At 57.5% G+C, this 19,105-nt stretch carries 16 protein-coding genes and 1 pseudogene; 6 read left to right on the top strand and 11 right to left on the bottom strand.

Annotated elements, in window-relative coordinates:
• Positions 1 to 36: 36 nt before the first annotated feature.
• Complete coding sequence (rnt, locus tag JBE38_RS13960; protein WP_060753949.1) at positions 37 to 708, bottom strand: ribonuclease T; 672 nt, start codon at positions 706 to 708, stop codon at positions 37 to 39.
• Positions 705 to 1,751, bottom strand: a complete 1,047-nt coding sequence (pyrC, locus tag JBE38_RS13955; RefSeq protein WP_060753950.1) for a dihydroorotase — start codon at positions 1,749 to 1,751, stop codon at positions 705 to 707. The genes rnt and pyrC overlap by 4 nt, the downstream gene beginning before the upstream one ends.
• A 156-nt stretch (positions 1,752 to 1,907) precedes the next feature.
• On the opposite strand from pyrC, the gene JBE38_RS13950 reads away from it, so the two are divergent.
• The 3 genes from JBE38_RS13950 to JBE38_RS13940 all read left to right on the top strand — a co-directional run bounded on the left by JBE38_RS13950 (position 1,908) and on the right by JBE38_RS13940 (position 5,432).
• The gene (locus tag JBE38_RS13950) at positions 1,908 to 2,816 is read left to right on the top strand and encodes an OmpA family protein (RefSeq protein ID WP_205344505.1); all 909 of its coding nucleotides are present in this window, start codon (positions 1,908 to 1,910) and stop codon (positions 2,814 to 2,816) included.
• 142 nt (positions 2,817 to 2,958) lie between these two features.
• On the top strand, positions 2,959 to 4,176 hold the full coding sequence (locus JBE38_RS13945) for an argininosuccinate synthase (protein WP_025856870.1): 1,218 nt from the start codon (positions 2,959 to 2,961) through the stop codon (positions 4,174 to 4,176).
• 623 nt (positions 4,177 to 4,799) lie between these two features.
• Positions 4,800 to 5,432, top strand: coding sequence for a response regulator transcription factor (locus JBE38_RS13940; RefSeq protein WP_060753953.1), 633 nt, complete (start codon positions 4,800 to 4,802; stop codon positions 5,430 to 5,432).
• A gap of 82 nt (positions 5,433 to 5,514) precedes the next feature.
• Here JBE38_RS13940 and JBE38_RS13935 read toward each other — a convergent pair whose 3' ends face one another.
• The 4 genes and pseudogenes from JBE38_RS13935 to metG form a co-directional block, all read right to left on the bottom strand.
• Entirely contained in the window at positions 5,515 to 5,697 is a 183-nt protein-coding gene (locus JBE38_RS13935; RefSeq protein ID WP_060753954.1) for a PA3496 family putative envelope integrity protein, read from the bottom strand.
• 107 nt (positions 5,698 to 5,804) lie between these two features.
• The gene (gene nth, locus JBE38_RS13930) at positions 5,805 to 6,443 is read right to left on the bottom strand and encodes an endonuclease III (protein ID WP_060753955.1); all 639 of its coding nucleotides are present in this window, start codon (positions 6,441 to 6,443) and stop codon (positions 5,805 to 5,807) included.
• An 873-nt stretch (positions 6,444 to 7,316) separates the two neighbouring features.
• Positions 7,317 to 7,691, bottom strand: a pseudogene (gene rsxB, locus JBE38_RS28030) (electron transport complex subunit RsxB); the annotation flags it as partial.
• Between the two features lie 187 nt (positions 7,692 to 7,878).
• On the bottom strand, positions 7,879 to 9,930 hold the full coding sequence (metG, locus tag JBE38_RS13920) for a methionine--tRNA ligase (RefSeq protein ID WP_104995646.1): 2,052 nt from the start codon (positions 9,928 to 9,930) through the stop codon (positions 7,879 to 7,881).
• A gap of 172 nt (positions 9,931 to 10,102) precedes the next feature.
• Here metG and apbC point away from each other — a divergent pair, with 172 nt between their 5' ends.
• Positions 10,103 to 11,197 (top strand): iron-sulfur cluster carrier protein ApbC, encoded by a 1,095-nt coding sequence (gene apbC, locus JBE38_RS13915; protein ID WP_205344503.1) that lies wholly within the window; start codon positions 10,103 to 10,105, stop codon positions 11,195 to 11,197.
• A 499-nt stretch (positions 11,198 to 11,696) separates the two neighbouring features.
• Here the strand turns inward: apbC and fdxA are convergent, their stop codons facing one another.
• The 4 genes from fdxA to JBE38_RS13895 all read right to left on the bottom strand — a co-directional run bounded on the left by fdxA (position 11,697) and on the right by JBE38_RS13895 (position 16,190).
• On the bottom strand, positions 11,697 to 12,020 hold the full coding sequence (gene fdxA / locus JBE38_RS13910) for a ferredoxin FdxA (RefSeq protein WP_003208688.1): 324 nt from the start codon (positions 12,018 to 12,020) through the stop codon (positions 11,697 to 11,699).
• A gap of 142 nt (positions 12,021 to 12,162) precedes the next feature.
• Positions 12,163 to 14,742 carry a DNA mismatch repair protein MutS gene (gene mutS / locus JBE38_RS13905; protein ID WP_205344502.1) on the bottom strand — a complete coding sequence of 860 codons (2,580 nt, stop codon included), beginning with the start codon at positions 14,740 to 14,742 and terminating at the stop codon, positions 12,163 to 12,165.
• 411 nt (positions 14,743 to 15,153) lie between these two features.
• Positions 15,154 to 15,507 (bottom strand): gamma-glutamylcyclotransferase family protein, encoded by a 354-nt coding sequence (locus tag JBE38_RS13900; RefSeq protein ID WP_205344501.1) that lies wholly within the window; start codon positions 15,505 to 15,507, stop codon positions 15,154 to 15,156.
• Positions 15,508 to 15,524: 17 nt separating this feature from the next.
• The gene (locus tag JBE38_RS13895) at positions 15,525 to 16,190 is read right to left on the bottom strand and encodes a M24 family metallopeptidase (protein ID WP_205344500.1); all 666 of its coding nucleotides are present in this window, start codon (positions 16,188 to 16,190) and stop codon (positions 15,525 to 15,527) included.
• A 391-nt stretch (positions 16,191 to 16,581) separates the two neighbouring features.
• Between JBE38_RS13895 and JBE38_RS13890 the strand changes: the two genes are divergently transcribed.
• Positions 16,582 to 18,006, top strand: a complete 1,425-nt coding sequence (locus tag JBE38_RS13890) for an ATPase domain-containing protein (protein WP_205344596.1) — start codon at positions 16,582 to 16,584, stop codon at positions 18,004 to 18,006.
• Between the two features lie 41 nt (positions 18,007 to 18,047).
• Positions 18,048 to 18,416: a response regulator gene (locus tag JBE38_RS13885; protein WP_104996016.1), complete on the top strand. Its 369-nt coding sequence runs from the start codon at positions 18,048 to 18,050 to the stop codon at positions 18,414 to 18,416.
• Positions 18,417 to 18,601: 185 nt separating this feature from the next.
• Here JBE38_RS13885 and JBE38_RS13880 read toward each other — a convergent pair whose 3' ends face one another.
• The gene (locus tag JBE38_RS13880; protein ID WP_205344499.1) at positions 18,602 to 19,012 is read right to left on the bottom strand and encodes a response regulator; all 411 of its coding nucleotides are present in this window, start codon (positions 19,010 to 19,012) and stop codon (positions 18,602 to 18,604) included.
• Between the last annotated feature and the right edge of the window lie 93 nt (positions 19,013 to 19,105).

The following is a 19,105-nucleotide window of genomic DNA, read 5'->3' as shown; positions in this document are numbered from 1 at the left end:
TGAGAAGGCCGGTTTTTTTATGTGCGGGGTATGACTTCAGTCGTTGAAGTCTTCCCAGCCGCCCATGTCTTTCCAACGGTTGACGATGCCGCAGAACAGCTCGGCGGTCTTCTCGGTGTCGTAGCGTGCCGAGTGGGCCTCGCGACCGTCAAAGTCGATACCGGCTGCCTGGCACGCCTTGGCCAATACCGTCTGGCCGTAAGCCAGGCCGGCGAGCGTTGCCGTGTCGAAGCTGGAGAACGGATGGAACGGATTGCGCTTCATGTCCAGCCGCGCCACGGCGGCGTTCAGGAAGCCCAGGTCGAAGCTGCTGTTGTGCCCCACCAGGATTGCACGCTTGCAGCCATTGGCCTTCAGCGCCTTGCGTACGCCACGGAAGATATCGGTCAGTGCCGCTTCTTCACTTACAGCCATGCGCAGCGGGTGGTCCAGCTTGATGCCGGTAAATTCCAGGGCTGCCGCCTCGATGTTGGCGCCTTCGAACGGCTCGACACGGAAGAAGTGGGTGTGCTCCGGGTACACGAAACCCTGTTCATCCATGCCGATGGTGGTGGCGGCAATTTCCAGCAGCGCGTCGGTGGCGCAATTGAAACCACCGGTTTCTACGTCGATGACAACCGGCAGATAGCCGCGAAACCGCTCGGCCATCGGGTGACGGGAGCCGCCGCCACTGTGCTCGTGTTCGTCGTCGAAATGGTCTTCACTCACGTGTTTTCCTCCAGCAGGCGCCAGCGCAGTGTTTCACCGGCGCGCAGCGGGATGACAGTCAGCTCGCCGAACGGCAGGCTGGCAGGGGCGGTCCAGTCTTCACGGACCAGGGTAATACGGTCGGTATTCGCCGGCAGGCCGTAGAAACGCGGGCCATTGAGGCTGGCGAAGCCTTCGAGCTTGTCCAGGGCATTACGCTGTTCGAACGCTTCGGCATACAACTCGATCGCCGCATAAGCGGTATAGCAGCCGGCACAACCGCACGCGGCTTCCTTGGCGTGCTGGGCGTGGGGGGCGGAGTCGGTGCCGAGGAAGAACTTCGGGTTGCCGCTGGTCGCCGCATCCAGCAAGGCCACCTGGTGGGTGTTGCGCTTGAGGATCGGCAGGCAATAGAAGTGCGGCCGAATCCCGCCTACCAGCATGTGGTTGCGGTTGTAGAGCAGGTGGTGGGCGGTGATGGTAGCGCCGACGTTGGCCGAAGCCTCGGTGACGAACTGCACGGCGTCGGCTGTGGTGATGTGTTCGAACACGACCTTGAGGGTCGGGAACAGCTCGACCACCCGGCGCATATGCTCGTCGATGAAAATCTTTTCACGATCGAATACGTCGACATCGCCACGGGTGACTTCACCGTGGATCAGCAACGGCATGCCGACTTCGGCCATGGCTTCGATGGCCGGCAGGATCTTGTCGATACTGGTCACGCCGGAATCGGAATTGGTGGTCGCGCCCGCCGGATACAACTTGGCGGCATGCACGAAACCGCTGGCTTTGGCCTGGCGGATCTCGTCAGGTTGGGTGCGGTCGGTCAGGTAGAGCACCATCAGCGGTTCGAAGCGGCTGCCGGCCGGCCGTGCAGCGAGGATACGCTGGCGATAGGCATCGGCTTCGGCGGCATTACGGACCGGCGGTACCAGGTTAGGCATGATGATGGCGCGGCCGAACGTGCGCGCTACATCGGCCACAGTTTGGGGTAACGCAGCACCATCGCGAAGATGAATATGCCAGTCGTCGGGACGCAGCAGGGTCAGGCGGTCGGACATTGGGGATTCCAGGCGGGTCAATCTGGTGGGAATGCTACCGGAAAAGACTCTTGCAGGCACTCGCTATCAAGTTTTGCAGGATGCGACCGATATCCCCGGGTATGCCTTAACGATGTATGACGCTTTGAAGTGTTGTAGAAACCAGTGGAGCCTCCCGTGCGCCAGCATTATCTAGCCCTGCTCAGTGCGTTCGCCAGCCTGCCTGTGATGGCCCTCACGTTCCAGACACGCCTGGAGAATATTGAGTGGAAGGTGGAGGGCGATCAGTTCGAGTGCCGTCTGACCCAGCCGATCACCGATTTCGGCTCTGGTGAGTTCGTGCGCCGGGCCGGCGAGCAGGCGACGTTTCGTCTGAAAGTCTTTAACGGGTCGCTGGGTGCCGGTTCAGCCACCTTGTTGGCCGCCGCTGCTCCCTGGCAACCCGGCCGCGGTGACATCAACCTGGGTGCCGTGCGGGTCGGCAGCGGCGACGTTTTGTTCAATAGCTCCCAGGCCCAAGCCGGTCGTCTGTTCAGTGGTTTACTGGAAGGGCGTAGCCCAACCGTGCGGCATTACGCGCGTGAAGGCGGCTATTCGGAAATTCGCCTGCTGCCGGTGAAGTTCAGCAAGGCCTACAACGATTATCAGTTGTGCACCGCAAAGTTGCTGCCGATGAATTACGATCAGGTCAAGCAGACCGAGGTCGGGTTCCCTGGCGGCGGTATCGAGCTGGATGCGGCGGCCAAGAAAAAGCTGTCGGTGATTGTTGCGTTCATGAAAGCCGATCCCACGGTCAATCATATCGAGTTGAACGGCCATTCCGATAACAGCGGTAATCGCCTGACCAACCGCGATGTGTCGCGGCGTCGTGCGCTGGCGGTGATGGACTACTTCAAGGCCAACGGTATTCCAGAATCGCAAATCACCCTGCGTTTCCACGGCGAAAGCTACCCACTGGCGCCCAACACCAATGCGGCCAACCGTGCGCGCAACCGTCGCGTGAATATCCAGCTTGAACGGGTCGCGGCGCCCGAGAAACCGGCGCCTGCGACCGCAGCCCCAAGCAACCCCGCGCATATTTCATAAAGCGCGCTCATAAGGTGCGACCATCGGTCGCCCGCTCGACATAATCTGTCGCTTTATCTTCATTTGCTGTCGCGCCTCTGTAAATTCACGGTTTTGGTCGGTAGAATCGACGCCTTTCCGTACAACCCCGTGGAGTGATGGCATGGCCGACGTAAACAAGGTCGTTCTCGCGTATTCCGGCGGCCTGGACACTTCGGTGATCCTCAAGTGGCTGCAGGATACTTATAACTGTGAAGTGGTGACCTTCACCGCTGACCTGGGTCAGGGCGAAGAGGTCGAACCTGCACGTGCCAAGGCGCAAGCCATGGGCGTGAAAGAGATCTACATTGACGACCTGCGCGAAGAATTCGTCCGCGATTTCGTCTTCCCGATGTTTCGCGCCAACACCGTCTACGAAGGCGAGTACCTGCTGGGTACTTCGATCGCGCGTCCGCTCATCGCCAAGCGTCTGATCGAAATCGCCAATGAAACCGGCGCCGACGCCATTTCCCATGGCGCCACCGGCAAGGGCAACGACCAGGTCCGTTTTGAACTGGGCGCCTATGCGCTCAAGCCCGGCGTAAAAGTGATTGCACCTTGGCGCGAATGGGACCTGCTGTCCCGTGAAAAGCTGATGGATTACGCTGAAAAGCACGCAATCCCGATCGAGCGTCACGGCAAGAAGAAATCCCCGTACTCGATGGACGCCAACCTGCTGCACATCTCCTACGAAGGCGGCGTGTTGGAAGACACCTGGACCGAGCACGAGGAAGACATGTGGCGTTGGACCGTCTCCCCGGAGAACGCACCCGACAAACCGCAGTACCTGGAACTGACTTACCGCAACGGCGACATCGTCGCGCTGGACGGCGTCGAAATGACCCCGGCCACCGTACTGGCGACCCTGAACCGTATCGGCGGTGAGCACGGTATCGGTCGTCTCGACATCGTTGAGAACCGTTACGTGGGCATGAAGTCCCGCGGCTGCTACGAAACCCCAGGCGGCACCATCATGCTGCGCGCTCACCGTGCCATCGAGTCCATCACCCTGGACCGTGAAGTGGCACACCTCAAAGATGAGTTGATGCCCAAGTACGCCAGCCTGATCTACACCGGCTATTGGTGGAGCCCTGAGCGTCTGATGCTGCAACAGATGATCGACGCTTCCCAGGTCCACGTGAACGGCGTTGTGCGCCTGAAGCTGTACAAGGGCAATGTGATCGTCACCGGTCGCAAGTCCGATGAGTCGTTGTTCGACGCGAACATCGCCACTTTCGAAGAAGATGGCGGCGCCTACAACCAGGCGGACGCGGCAGGCTTTATCAAGTTGAACGCATTGCGCATGCGCATCGCGGCCAACAAAGGTCGCTCGTTGTTCTGAGTGATTCGCCCGCAGTGAAAATGGCCCCTTGCTCAAGGGGCCATTTTTTTTGCCTGTTATTTTTAACCGGAGTGAAGTGTTTAAAGTTATAAACGCCTGTTGATAGTTTTGTAGTTGGCGCATTTTATTTTGTTTGATTTGCTCCAGGGATAATTGAATTTTGTAGGGGGAATGAATTTTTTACACCTGAACAGGAACTAGCCTTACAGGAAATTCACTCACAAAAGTACAGCGAAGCCATTTGGCGCTGAAACGTCTGTAGGAATTTTGGGTGTAAGAAAATATGTTAAGTGGAACTAAAGCAGTCGATTTTTTTATGCCGGCTTTCCCGTGTACAGGCAAGAGGCAAGGGGCATTTGCTGAAAGGTGTGTGCGCCACGTTTACCGCATGCCCCATACCCGCTGGAGATTTCACTCAAAATATGTAAAAGCCCGGAAAGGTCTGAAAGGTCTTATAAAACTCGACACATCCGAGTTGTTGGTTTTTTGTAGGTTAATTCTTATATCGTTGTGGGTTGGGTCTCTGCTTGCTGTTGCTCGGGGGGTAACGCTATGCCAACTATGAAACGACTAGGCTATTGTGCTTGCTCTAAATAATTCGAACAGCGAAATTGGACTTTCTCATGAATAAAGTGCTGATCGTGGATGATCATCCCGTCATTCGTCTTGCTGTGCGCATGCTGATGGAACGTCATGGTTATGAGGTCGTTGCCGAGACTGATAACGGTGTCGATGCCTTGCAACTTGCACGGGAACATACGCCGGACATTGTCATACTGGACATCGGAATTCCCAAGCTCGATGGGCTGGAAGTCATTTGCCGGCTTGCTTCAACCAAACAACCTGCACCGTTCAAGGTGTTGGTACTGACATCCCAGGCCCCGGGGCATTTTTCCATGCGCTGCATGCAGGCCGGGGCGGCCGGTTATGTGTGCAAGCAGCAGGACCTGACCGAGTTGTTGAGTGCCATCAAGGCGGTGCTTTCCGGCTACAGCTATTTTCCGAACCAGGCGCTTAATTCGGTGCGCTCCACCATGGGCAACGCCAGTGAAGCTGACATGGTCGAGCGCTTGTCGGGGCGAGAGATGATGGTGCTGCAGCAACTGGCCCGGGGCAAGACCAACAAGGAGATTGCCGACGGTATGTTCCTCAGCAACAAGACCGTCAGCACCTATAAGACCCGTTTGCTACTCAAGCTCAATGCCCGCTCCCTCGTCGACCTGATTGAACTGGCCCAGCGCAACGGGTTGGTATGAGTTAAGACATTCCACCGCTCCGGCATTCGTATACCGGCAAAAAAGCCTCCGTCAGGGAGGCTTCCGGTCGTTCACGAGTCGATCAGAGATCGAAGTCGTAATCGGCCAGCTGTTTTTGCAAGCGTCGCTCTTCCAGAAGATTGTCGATAGTGCGGCGTTTGCTCAAATTGGTCTTGGCCACCTCTACAACAGGGGCATCTCCTTCGTCATCCGCCTCTGCAATGAGGTCGTCTTCTACATCCAGTTGTTCTTTGCCAGTGCTCATAAGGTTAACTCCAGGCTAAGACTGCCGTTGGCGCTCCTTATAACGATAATCCATGATCGGGTAAAAAAGATTTTTTCAATCGATTGATTGCAAAAACTAATGATCACTCAATCGTCGGACGTCTTGTCCTTGTATTCGCACAGGTCTTCGATGCGGCAGCTCCCGCAGCGCGGTTTGCGGGCTTGGCAGACATATCGCCCGTGCAGGATCAGCCAGTGGTGGGAATCGAGCAAATACGGCTTGGGCACGAACTTCATCAATTGTTTTTCCACCTCCACCACGTTTTTGCCGCGAGCAATCCCGGTACGGTTGCTGACGCGGAAGATATGCGTGTCCACCGCCATGGTCAGTTGCCGGAATGCCGTATTGAGTACGACGTTAGCGGTTTTTCGGCCCACACCGGGGAGCGCTTCCAGCGCTTCACGGGTCTGCGGCACTTCACTGCCATGCAGTTCAATCAGCAGGCGGCAGGTCTCGATGACATTCTTGGCCTTGCTGTTGTACAAGCCGATGGTCTTGATGTATTCCGACAAGCCGTCCACCCCCAAGGCGTAAATGGCCTCCGGTGTATTGGCCACCGGATACAGTTTGGCCGTGGCCTTGTTGACGCCAACGTCTGTGGACTGAGCCGAAAGGATCACCGCAATCAACAACTCGAACGGCGACGAGTAGGCCAGCTCGGTTTTGGGTTCGGGATTGTCTTCGTGAAACCTGCGGAAAATTTCCAGGCGTTTGGCAGCGTTCATGGGGCGGGCGTTTCCTTGCAAGCGGGCAGCATAGTGTTCAAAGGTGGGGGGCCGGGTCTTGCAGGATAAACCATCATCCGCACACCCGGCAGCGTCTGTCGCGGCTTACGCGCCGGTACGCGCGTTCACTTGGCGCTGCGCCTCGTCCAGCCTGTGCTGTGCGGCCTCCAGCTCAGCCACGCCGCAGCCAGGTTGGCGTTGTAACTTGCTGACCTCGGCCCGGGCATAGGCCAAGGCGGTTTTCAACTGGCGCAGTTCGGCGTCGATGGGGCGTTTTTCTACGCGCTGCAAGTCGGGCCTGGGTTGCTCGCTGTCATTCTCAGCGTCATGCAAGGCTTGCTCGGCGCTGACCAGCGCTGCGCTCAAGGTTGCCAATTGCTGTTGGTCAGCGTTCAGGTCCTGGGCTTTTTTCAGTTCGGCGCGACGCATTGCCAGTTGGATTTTTGCGCGCTTGAGCGCTGGGTCTTTTTGACTCGGCAGCGCTGTCGGGCTGGGGACCTCCAGGGCCGCGAGGGCCTGCTCCGCCGCTTCGAACTGCTGTTGCAGCACGATCAGTTGCGACTGCTGCTCAAAGGTCGGTGGGTGACCAAACGCCTTCAGGGATTTGTGCAACTGAGCGCGACTCATTGCGACCGTGATTTTGGCTTTTTTGACCGCCGCGTCCTGGGCGGAATCGGTCGGCATGGGCATAACCGGCGCCGAGCGCTTGGCCCGTGCCAGGCGTTCGTCGAGCTTGCGCGCTTCTTCGCGTTGCAGGCGGGCATTGCGCTGCTCGAAGCGCCGTCGTGCCCGGTCGCGCTTGATGCCGCGTTCATGGTGCTGGTGGTCATTAGCTGCAAGGCCACCCACAATCGGCAACACAGAGGTCGCTGGGCGCATCTCAATGCAATCGACCGGGCAGGGCGCGACACAAAGGTCGCAACCTGTGCACTCATCGATGATAACGGTATGCATCAACTTGGCGGCTCCGACAATCGCGTCCACCGGGCAGGCCTGGATGCACTTGGTGCAACCGATGCATTCGGCTTCTCGGATGTAGGCGACTTGGGCCGGGGCTTCTCCTCGGCTGGTATCCAGCGCCAGAATCGGCACTTTCAGCAATTGCGCCAAGCCGGCGATGGTTTCCTCCCCGCCGGGAGGGCACTTGTTGATCGCCTCACCAAGGGCGATACCCTCAGCATAAGGCTTGCAGCCCGGATGCCCGCACTTGCCGCATTGGGTCTGCGGCAGCAGCGCGTCGATACGTTGAATCAGGTTCGTGACCATTGGCATGCCAGTTGAACAAACAGGGCTTGTAGTGAGCGGGCTTGCCCCGCGCTGGGTGGCGAAGCCGCCCCAAATCCAGGCGCCTTGGTGTTTCTGAAACTACTGCGGCGTCCTTATTGGGGCGGCTGCGCCACCCAGCGCGGGGCAAGCCCGCTCACTACAACAGCCGTTACTTGATGCGTTGGCCCGGCTTTGCGCCGCTGTCCGGGCTGAGCAGGTAGATTTCTTCGCCGCCAGGGCCTGCCGCCATCACCATGCCTTCGGAAATGCCGAACTTCATCTTCCGTGGCTTGAGGTTGGCGATCATCATCGTCAGGCGCCCGTCGAGTTTGGACGGGTCCGGATACGCGCTCTTGATCCCGGAGAATACATTGCGTCGCTCGTCACCAATGTCCAAGGTCAGGCGCAGCAGCTTGTCGGCACCCTCTACCGCTTCGGCCTTGACGATCAATGCAACACGCAGGTCCACGGCCGCAAAGGCGTCAAACTCGATTTGCGGAGAAATCGGGTCCTTGGCCAGCTCGCCGTTGCCGGTCGTAGCGGACTCGCCGGTGTCGGTCTGGCTGGCAGTCAGGTCTTCTTTCGAAGCGTCGGTCATGGCCTGGACTTTGGCCGGGTCGATGCGGGTCATCAGTGGCTTGAACTCATTCAACTGATGGTTGCCGAGCAAGGTGGCGTGATCGTTCCAGGTCAACGGCGCGACGTTCAGGAACGCTTCGGCGTCGGCGGCCAGCAGTGGCAGTACCGGCTTGAGGAAGATCACCAACTGGCGGAACAGGTTGACGCCCGTGGCGCAGATCGCCTGCACTTCAGCCTGCTTGCCTTCCTGCTTGTTCAGCGACCACGGTGCCTTGTCGGCGATCCAGGCGTTGGCTCGGTCGGCCAGGCCCATGATTTCGCGCATGGCGCGGGCAAAGTCGCGGGCTTCATAGGCGTCGGCGATGCTTGGCGCAGCGGCCGTGAAGGCTTCGGTCAGCTCCGGCGCGGCGTTTTCGGCGACCAGCAGGCCGGCGTTGCCCTTGTGGATAAAACCGGCGCAACGGCTGGCGATGTTGACCACCTTGCCGACCAGGTCCGAGTTGACCTTCTGTACGAAGTCTTCCAGGTTCAGGTCCAGGTCGTCGACGCCACGGCCCAGCTTGGAGGCGTAGTAATAACGCAGGTATTCCGGCGACAGATGGTCCAGGTACGTGCGCGCCTTGATGAAGGTGCCACGGGACTTGGACATCTTCTGGCCGTTGACCGTCAGGTAGCCGTGTACGGCAATGCCGGTCGGCTTGCGGTAGCCCGAACCTTCAAGCATCGCCGGCCAGAACAGTGCGTGGAAGTTGACGATGTCCTTGCCGATGAAGTGATACAGCTCGGCGGTGGAGTCCTTGCCCCAGAACGCGTCGAAGTCCAGCGCCGGGGTGCGGTCGCACAGGTTCTTGAAGCTGGCCATGTAGCCGATCGGCGCATCCAGCCATACATAGAAGTACTTGCCAGGTTCGCCCGGGATCTCGAAACCGAAGTACGGCGCATCGCGGGAGATGTCCCACTGTTGCAGGCCGCTGTCGAGCCACTCGGACAGTTTGTTGGCCACGGCGTCCTGCAGGGTGCCGCTGCGGGTCCAGGCTTGCAGCATCTGCTGGAAATCCGGGAGCTTGAAGAAGAAGTGCTGGGAGTCCTTCAGTACCGGGGTGGCGCCGGAGATGGCCGACTTCGGATCTTTCAGGTCGGTGGGTGCGTAGGTGGCACCGCATTTCTCACAGTTGTCGCCGTATTGGTCTTCGGAGCCGCATTTAGGGCAGGTGCCCTTGATGAAGCGGTCGGCCAGGAACATTTTCTTTTCCGGGTCGAAATACTGGGTGACCGAACGCTGGTCGATGTGCCCGGCATCCTTAAGCCGCAGGTAGATCTGGCTCGACAGCTCGCGGTTTTCTTCGGAGTGGGTCGAGTGGAAGTTGTCGAAATCCACCAGGAACTCGGCAAAGTCGGCGCTGTGTTCAGCCTGCACATTGGCGATCAGTTGTTCTGGCGTGATCCCTTCTTTTTCGGCGCGCAACATGATGGCCGAACCGTGGGCGTCGTCCGCGCAGACATAGATGCATTGATTGCCGCGATGCTTCTGGAAGCGCACCCACATATCGGTCTGGATGTACTCAAGCATATGGCCAAGATGGATGGAACCATTGGCATAGGGCAGGGCGCTGGTGACGAGGATCTTGCGTGGCTCGGACATGGGGCTCGGCTACTTGATGAAACGGAGGTCGGCCACTATAAAGCGCCGGGAAATATATTTCACCCCGTGGCGTTGTTTCAAAATCATCCCGGCGTTCGAAACGCATGCCGTTGGGCGACGGGAACGGTTAGGATAGCCGCCTGTTTCAGTCAGTCTTTTTCGGGAGTAGCCCATGAGCGCCGTCAATCGCGCAGCGGTGGAAGCCGTTCTTCGCCAGTACACCGACCCCTATTTGAACCAGGACCCGGTCAGTGCCGGTTGTGTGCGGGCCATCGAGGTTCAGGGCGACCAGGTGTCGGTCCAGCTGGAGTTGGGCTATGCCGCCGGCCTGTTCAAAAGCGGCTGGGCGCAGATGTTGCAAATGGCCATCGAGGGCCTCGACGGCGTCGGTTCCGCCAACGTCGACATCCAGTGCGTGATTGCCCCGCACAAGGCCCAGGCACAAATTCCGGGGCTGGCCAACGTCAAGAACGTGGTGGCGGTGGCCTCCGGCAAGGGCGGCGTGGGTAAATCGACCACGGCGGCCAACCTGGCCCTGGCCCTGGCCCGCGAAGGCGCGCGGGTGGGCATTCTCGATGCGGATATCTACGGCCCGAGCCAGGGTGTGATGTTCGGTATCGCCGAAGGTACGCGCCCCAAAGTGAAGGACCAGAAGTGGTTTGTGCCTATCGAGTCCTTGGGCGTGGAAGTGATGTCCATGGCTTTTCTCACCGATGACAACACGCCGATGGTCTGGCGCGGGCCGATGGTGTCCGGTGCGCTGCTGCAATTGGTCACCCAGACCGCCTGGGGCGACCTGGATTACCTGGTGATCGACATGCCGCCGGGTACCGGTGACATCCAGCTGACTCTGGCGCAGAAGGTCCCGGTGGCCGGCTCGGTGATCGTGACCACGCCCCAGGACCTGGCGCTGCTCGACGCGAAGAAAGGTGTGGAGATGTTCCGCAAGGTCAACATCCCGGTACTCGGTGTCGTGGAAAACATGGCGGTGCACATCTGTTCCAACTGCGGGCATGCCGAGCACCTGTTTGGTGAAGGCGGAGGCGAGAAGCTGGCGACCCAGTACGGCGTCGAATTGCTGGCCTCGTTGCCCCTGTCGATGCTGATTCGTGAGCAAGCCGATGGTGGCAAGCCTACCGTGATGGCTGAGCCGGACAGCCAGATCGCCATGATCTATCAAGAGCTGGCGCGCCATGTGGGCGCAAGGATTGTCTTGCAGGAGGCCGCCGCGCCAGCAATGCCGACGATTACCGTCAGCGAAGACTGAGCAGGTTGCAGGGAAAGAAGCCTCGACACTGTCGGGGCTTTTTCTTGCCTGCAAGATAGTCAATGAGGCGCGCTCGCGCTTTTACGCAATTGCGGGTGTAAGCATTCGCTTACTTTTTCGTAAGTGTTTGGTTTTTTTGCCCTGCACGGGCGCCTCGAATCGTCGAGAGATTTTTCTAATTGTTTGAAATATAAGAATTATTTATCGAGTTTTGGTGGTGGTCGTTGGCGCAGTGGCTGGACGCATCCCGTTGAACTTCCTTTGGAACTCTCTAACATCAGCCCCGTGTCCACGGATTGACACGGCCATCAAGGAACGATGGTTTGAAGGAACGTCGCAGGATGCGATTCATCAGGATGATGAAAAGGAATACAGGGACTAGGGAAAAAAATGTGGGCGGGTCAAACCGCCCCTTTTTTTTGCCTGTAGAAAAGCAACGGCTCACCCAGAAACGCAAAAAGGCCCGCAAGGGGCCTTTTTGGGGGGGGCGACGACGCTATCAGCGTTCGAGGTCTGCAATCTTGCCTTTTTTACCATCCCACTCCGCTGCATCCGGCATCGGGTCTTTGCGTTCGGTGATGTTCGGCCAGATTTCCGCCAGCTCGACGTTCAGCTGAATGAATTCCTGCATCTCTGCCGGGACTTCGTCCTCGGAGAAAATCGCGACGGCCGGGCATTCCGGTTCACACAGGGCGCAGTCGATGCACTCATCCGGGTGGATGACCAGGAAGTTCGGGCCTTCGTAAAAGCAGTCCACCGGACACACTTCTACGCAGTCGGTGTACTTGCACTTGATGCAGTTGTCGGTGACGACGAAGGTCATTTCTAATTTTCTCCTCAGGCGGCGGCAGCGAAACCCTTTGTGGCAGGGCTCGCGAGGTTCGGGAGCGATAGTCTGCAGGCCAGGCTAAGAGCCTGCAGCATCCCAAACCGCGCGAGAGTCTACCAGCTTGCAAGCGTCTGCGTTATATCCGAGTCTTCAGTGCATATAACATTTCGAGCGCTTTTCGCGGCGTCAAGTCGTCCACATCAAGTTTAGCCAACTCATCCAGCACCGGATGAGGCAGGCTGGCGAACATATCGCTCTGATGCGGCGCACTGGGCTTGCGGGGCGCCTTGGCCGGGTTTGCTACCATGGTTTCGTGGGGCAGGGCCGTGGTTTCAAGGCGGCTGAGGTGTTCACGGGCGCGGGTGATCACATCGTTGGGCACGCCAGCCAACTGGGCCACAGCCAGGCCGTAACTCTGGCTCGCCGGGCCTGGCAGCACGTGGTGCAGGAACACGATGCGCTCGTTGTGCTCAGTGGCGTTGAGGTGCACGTTGGCGACCAGCGGCTCGCTTTCCGGCAATACGGTCAGTTCGAAGTAGTGGGTGGCGAACAGCGTATAGGCACGCAGATGCGCCAGGCGTTCAGCCGCCGCCCACGCCAGGGACAGGCCGTCGAAAGTGCTGGTGCCGCGACCGACTTCGTCCATCAGCACCAGGCTGCGCTCGGTGGCGTTGTGCAGAATATTGGCGGTTTCGCTCATTTCTACCATAAAGGTCGAGCGGCCACCGGCCAGGTCGTCGCTGGAACCGATCCGCGTGAAAATGCGGTCCACCAGCGACAGCTCGCAGCTGGCAGCCGGTACAAAACTGCCGATGTGCGCCAGCAACACAATCAATGCGGTCTGGCGCATGTAGGTGGATTTACCGCCCATGTTCGGACCGGTGATCACCAGCATGCGGGTATCGTCGTCCAGCGACAAATCATTGGCCACGAACGGGGTGGTCAACACTTGTTCCACCACCGGGTGACGCCCCTGGACGATCCGCATGCACGGCTCGCTGACGAAGCGCGGGCAGTTCAGGTCAAGGTTCAGTGCGCGTTCGGCCAGGTTGCTCAACACATCCAGTTCGGCCAGGGCGGCGGCGGTGTCTTGCAGCGGTGCCAGACGGCTGATCAGGTCTTCGAGCAAGGCTTCATAGAGCATCTTTTCCCGAGCCAGGGCACGGCTTTTGGCCGACAGGGCCTTGTCTTCAAACTCTTTGAGCTCCGGCGTGATAAAGCGCTCGGCACCCTTGAGGGTCTGGCGCCGCTGATAGTCGATCGGGGCCGACTCGGCCTGCTTGCTCGGCAGCTCGATAAAGTAGCCGTGCACGCGGTTGTAGCCGACCTTCAGGTTGGCCAGGCCCGTACGGGCTTTTTCACGGGCTTCCAGATCAATCAGGAACTGCCCGGCGTTCTCGCTCAGCGACTGCAGCTCGTCCAGCTCGGTGTCGTAACCGGTTTTGAGCACGCCGCCGTCACGGATGATCGCCGGCGGATTATCGATAATGGCTTTTTCCAGCAGGGCCGCGAGGTCCGGGTAAGTGCCTGCGGTGACGGCAAGTTGTTGCAGGTGCGGCGTGTCCAGTTCGGTCATCGCCACTTGCAGTTGCGGCAACGCGCCGAGGGCATCGCGCAGGCGCGCGAGGTCACGGGGCCGTGCGTTGCGCAGGCCGATCCGCGCGAGGATGCGCTCGATATCGCCGATTTCCTTCAGTTGCGGCTGCAGCTTTTCAAAGCGATAGCCATCCAGCAGGCAAGTAATGGAGGACTGACGGGCTTGCAGCACGCCGAGGTCGCGCAGCGGACGGTTCAACCAGCGCGTCAGCAAACGGCTGCCCATCGCGGTCTGGCAACGGTCCACGACCGATTGCAACGTGTTGTCGCGCCCACCGGCCAGGTTGGTATCCAGCTCCAGGTTGCGACGGCTGGCGCCATCCAGCACCACGGTGTCGTCCAGGCGCTCATGACGCAGGCTGCGCAAATGGGGCAGGGCGGTGCGCTGGGTTTCCTTGGCATAGCTGAGCAAGCAACCGGCGGCGCCGATGGCCAGGGTCAGGGTCTCGCAGCCGAATCCTTTGAGGTCTTGCACCGAGAACTGCTGGCACAGACTTTTCAGCGCCGAATCGCGTTCGAAATCCCACGGCGCACGACGTTTGGTCCCACGGCGTTTTTCTGCGGGCAAATCCTTCGGCCAATCATCCGGGATCAACAGCTCCACCGGATTGATGCGCTCCAACTCCGCCAGCAGGTTTTCCCAACCCTTGATCTCCTGCACGCTGAAGTTGCCGCTGGTGATATCCAATACGGAAAGACCGAACAAGCGCTCATCGCCCAGCACCGCCGCGATCAGGTTGTCGCGCCGTTCATCCAGCAACGCCTCGTCACTCACCGTTCCCGGCGTGATGATCCGCACCACTTGGCGCTCGACAGGGCCTTTGCTGGTCGCCGGATCGCCGATCTGCTCACAGATCACCACCGATTCGCCCAGCTTCACCAATTTGACCAGGTAACCTTCCAACGAATGGTAAGGAATCCCACACATCGGAATCGACTGCCCCGCCGACTGCCCGCGTGCGGTCAGGGTGATGTCCAGCAGCTTGGCGGCCTTCTTTGCGTCTTCATAGAAGATCTCGTAGAAGTCGCCCATGCGATAGAACATCAACTGATCAGGGTGCTGGTTCTTCAGGCGCCAGTACTGCTGCATCATCGGGGTGTGGCTTGATAGCTCGGTCATACGCGGGTTTCAGCTCTTCCTGTCTAATAGACAAATCAAATCTGTCTAATACTACAGGGAATTTTGCTTGAGTTGGGAGCGGGGCCCTGTGTGCAGATAGTGTTCAGTGCTGATCAATTGCGTAGAATTTTTGAAGGTCTTTGTAATTTTTATTTTCAGTTTCTCCTATTGAATCGCATCAGTGCTTGCCTTACCCTGCTTTGGTGTATCGCCACGGGCGGCTGTAGCGGCAACTCGACAACGGAATCTATCGGCCAGAAGCAGTCATTAGTTGTCGCCTATGTCCGGTGGCATGACAGTGCCACCAGACATGCCAGACATAGTTGTCCCACAACATCCTCGCACCAAGCTTAGCGCTTTGTACTGACAACCATAGCGCTCAACGCCTCTTTCATTTCTGATTCGTTGAATTCAGGCTTGCACGTAAACCCAGGCACTTGCTCCAGACTTCAGTACGACCCCTACCCGCCGATAGTCGGCCACCTCATATTTATCGGCCGCGAACAGCTCCTGCTCCGAAATTTCAAAAACAGTGCCGGCGATTTCATCCGATAGATCCCTGCTCTCTTGCACTATGGGATGGTGGGTTTTCCCGCTCGCGGCCAGCACTGCCGGATCGGTAATATCGACCCAGCTCTGTTTGTACCCCGGCAGGCTATCAACTCGCCCTTTCAACTCGCGCCCGAAGGTGGCCAACTGGACTGCTTGATCTTGCAGGGTGCCATATGAGAACAGCAGCACCGTTTGCTCGGTTACATGGGGCATTGGAACTCCTAAGTTGTTCAGATCAGCAAGTCTTCATAAAACGCGCCAAATGGACGCTCGGGATGGGCCAGCTGAATTTCCAGAATCCACAGGCCGGTGTTCGGATATTGATCCAGATCCCCGAGGTCGCCGCCCCGATAAATTGCGTGTGGAAAATCGCTGACCCTGTGACCCCTGATGTCGAGGTTGAGCGTCCAGCCCATGACCTGCGCTTGAGCGGCCGCAAAGTCGTAAAGCGCCACACCCGACACCCGCTCACTGCGCCAGTAGCTTTCGACCCGATTGAACAGTTCCTTGACCGCCGCGGCACAGGCGATCATTTCCGGATCGGAACCCGTGGTGAACGTCGCGCCGGCATCACCTTCATGTCCCTGCCACACCACACCCATGTCGATGAAGAAAATGTCTTCGGCCCCCAGCTCGGGGTCGCCATCCGAACGCTGCTTGAAGGTTTTGAGCGTGTTACCGCCGAAACGGATTAGCAGCGGATGCCAAATCCGATCCATACCCAGGTCCGCTAGGATCTCTTTGCCTCGCAACTGCGCCTCGGATTCGCGCATACCGGGCGTGATGACACGTGCGATCTGATAGATGGCCTTCCAGGTCATCTGCTGTGCGTGACGCATTGATTCAAGTGCATAGCGCTCACCAACAGCTTCTTTGCTGCTCAAGACCGTACTCATCATTCATTCCCTTGGTAGGAAAGCGCAGGTTAAGCGCTATATATTTTTGTATATCGCGATACTCAATATCAAAGATAAAGCCATGACCCAAGCGCCTCAACCTTATGACAATTGCTAGCAACGAGACCAGTGATCAATACAGCGCGCTGTATCGCTCACGAGCGGCCGTTTAGGCTCGAATTCGGGCAACCGCGACTGTCCTCTTTTGGCTAATTTCTGCCGTTCGTGATGGGCAGCAACCGGCCAAAAGCGGCCGCTCGTGGGCAGCTTTTATGACACCATAGTGCGATAACGCTCCACCTTTATACTCAACCAGAATGGCTCCGAAGAAGAATTGGCGTTAGCATTCTGTTCACTCGGCTAAACAGCCTGTTTTTCAGATCAGGGTCGCATCGTGGAAAAGCTAAAACGCCTCCAAAGTGGAATCGAAGGGCTCGACGCTCTGCTCAAGGGCGGGCTGGTAGCAGGCGCTTCATACATAATCCAAGGGCGCCCTGGGTCTGGAAAAACGATCCTCGCCAACCAGCTTGGTTTTCATCATGCAAATAGCGGGGGGCGGGTTCTGGTCGCCACACTGCTGGCTGAATCGCATGATCGCCTTTTTCAGTTTCTTTCAACTCTAAGCTTTTTCGACTCTTCCAAAGTCGGGGCTGAAATCCAGTTCGTTAGCGCGTTTGACACCCTGGAAAACGAAGGTTTGGATGAAGTAGTGAAACTACTTCGACGTGAGATAATCCGTCAGAAAGCCACCGTTATGGTTGTGGACGGTTTGCTCAATGCGCGCTCAAAAGCTGATTCACACATCGACACCAAGAAATTCATTTCTGAACTGCAAGGCCACGCCGCTTTTGCGGGTTGCACGGTGCTGTTTCTTACCAGCTCCCGCCTCGACGACGGAAGTCCTGAGCACACCATGGTTGATGGCGTCATAGAGATGGGCGAAGAGCTATATGGCACTCGCTCAGTGCGTCGAATTCAGCTGCGCAAAACTCGCGGCAGCGGAGCCATGACCGGTCTTCACGAGTGTGAAATTACCGACAAGGGCTTGGTGGTTTACCCACGACTCGAAAGTCTCTACAGCCACCCGTCTTCTCCCGATAGCGCTGACATGACGCGTATCGCCAGTGGCATTAAATCACTGGACGACATATTAGGCGGAGGTCTGCACAGCTCTAGTGTATCTCTGGTCATAGGCCCCTCTGGGATTGGTAAAACGACGCTGGGTCTTAAGTTCCTGGCCGAGTCGACTGTGGAAGCGCCGGGCCTACATTTTGGCTTCTACGAAAGCCCACAACGGCTGCGACTCAAAGGCCAATCACTGGGTATCGATATCAAGGGCATGGAAGATCGCGGCGCGTTGAACATAGCCTGGCAGCCCACCACAGAGGGGCTTCTCGATGGGCTGGGTGCACGACTGTTAAGTATCGTCGAAGAAAAGGGCATCAAGCGTTTGTTCATCGATAGCCTAAGCGGCATGACGCGAGTCACGACCAATCCAGCGCGGATTACTGACTTCTTCAGTGCTCTGATGAACGAACTGCGATCCAGGGGCGTTACGGTATTTGCATCCTGGGAAATGCGCGATCTGTTCGGTTCAGAGGTAAGCGCGCCGAACTCAGACCTGTCCAGCATCGTCGACAACCTGATGCTGATGCGATTCTATGAGAATCACTCTGAACTAAGCAGGACGCTTTCCATTCTTAAAGTACGAGACAGCTCTTACGACCCTTCGCGATTCGAGGTCGTCATTCGTGATCAAGATGTTTTCCTGAAAAAGGCTTTGAGACATGAACCTTCAGTCCACGTTGAGACATAGCCCGGTTCAAAATCTTAAGCCTTTGCGCGGGTTGAATTAACATGACCACCATCTTGGTCGTCGACGACGAGTATTTGATCGCTGACATTCTCAGCTTTGCGCTGGAGGATGAGGGGTTCATGGTGGTAACTGCCAGCAATGGTCGAAAAGGGCTTGAGGTGTTGGATAGAGAGGGGCCAGCCTTGATCATCACAGACTTTATGATGCCGGTGATGGATGGCTTGGAATTCGCTACAGCCGTCCGAGCTCTTCCATCCGTCAAGCATTTGCCAATCATCCTTATGAGCGGTGCTCAAGCACACATTGGTATGGAGAGATCGGATCTGTTTGATGCGGTTTTGGCAAAGCCATTCAATATCGACTTGATCATTGCCGAAGTTAAAAAGCTCTTAGTCCAAGACCAGCGCTGAACTCACTAGGGTTATTAATGTGCGCTGGCCAAGGTGAAACCCCAATTGCAATTGGCGACGCCAACTCTGCTGACGAGGTTGCCCGGTGTCTTCTCTGGCCGTGGGCTATAACCGCCCACACCGTTTTTTTGAGAAAGGATACTCAGGGAGTTAAAACATAAGGAAGAGGTATGGCAAAGACGCATTCACATCTTACGGCGCGGAGGATCTGTATGAAGTGAATTTGCCACCGCTGTCACCAACTCGTCCATCGACCACGGCTTTTCCAAGTACGTTGTAGAGGGCGGCACGATGGTAGGATCCAACGAGTATCCAGAAGTAAGAATCGTGGCAGTGCTAGGCCATCTTGCCTTCACCACCGCGATAAAATCCGAACCTTTGAGCTTGCCAGGCAAGCCGTGATCCGCGATCACCAGTGGGTACGTGTGCGGCGTGCTGAGCATATGACTTAAAGCACCATCAGCGCTATCAAAGCCCTGCGAGCGCAAACCTATTTCTGACAAAATATCTATCATTAGACCGCGAATTAGTTGGTCGTCCTCCACGACGATTACCGGCTCAAACAGAGGTGAAGGTTTTTCGCATTCCTCATTCATGAGATCGTTCCTGAATTGACCAATTGTGCTACAGCTCGATTCGTGGAGATTGTAGACCTCGCTAAGATTACATCTTGGACGTAGTGAAACAAG

This window comes from Pseudomonas sp. ICBG1301, assembly GCF_016918385.1.
GTDB classification, from domain to species: Bacteria; Pseudomonadota; Gammaproteobacteria; order Pseudomonadales; family Pseudomonadaceae; genus Aquipseudomonas; species Aquipseudomonas palleroniana.
This window is presented reverse-complemented; position numbering and strand designations above follow the sequence as displayed.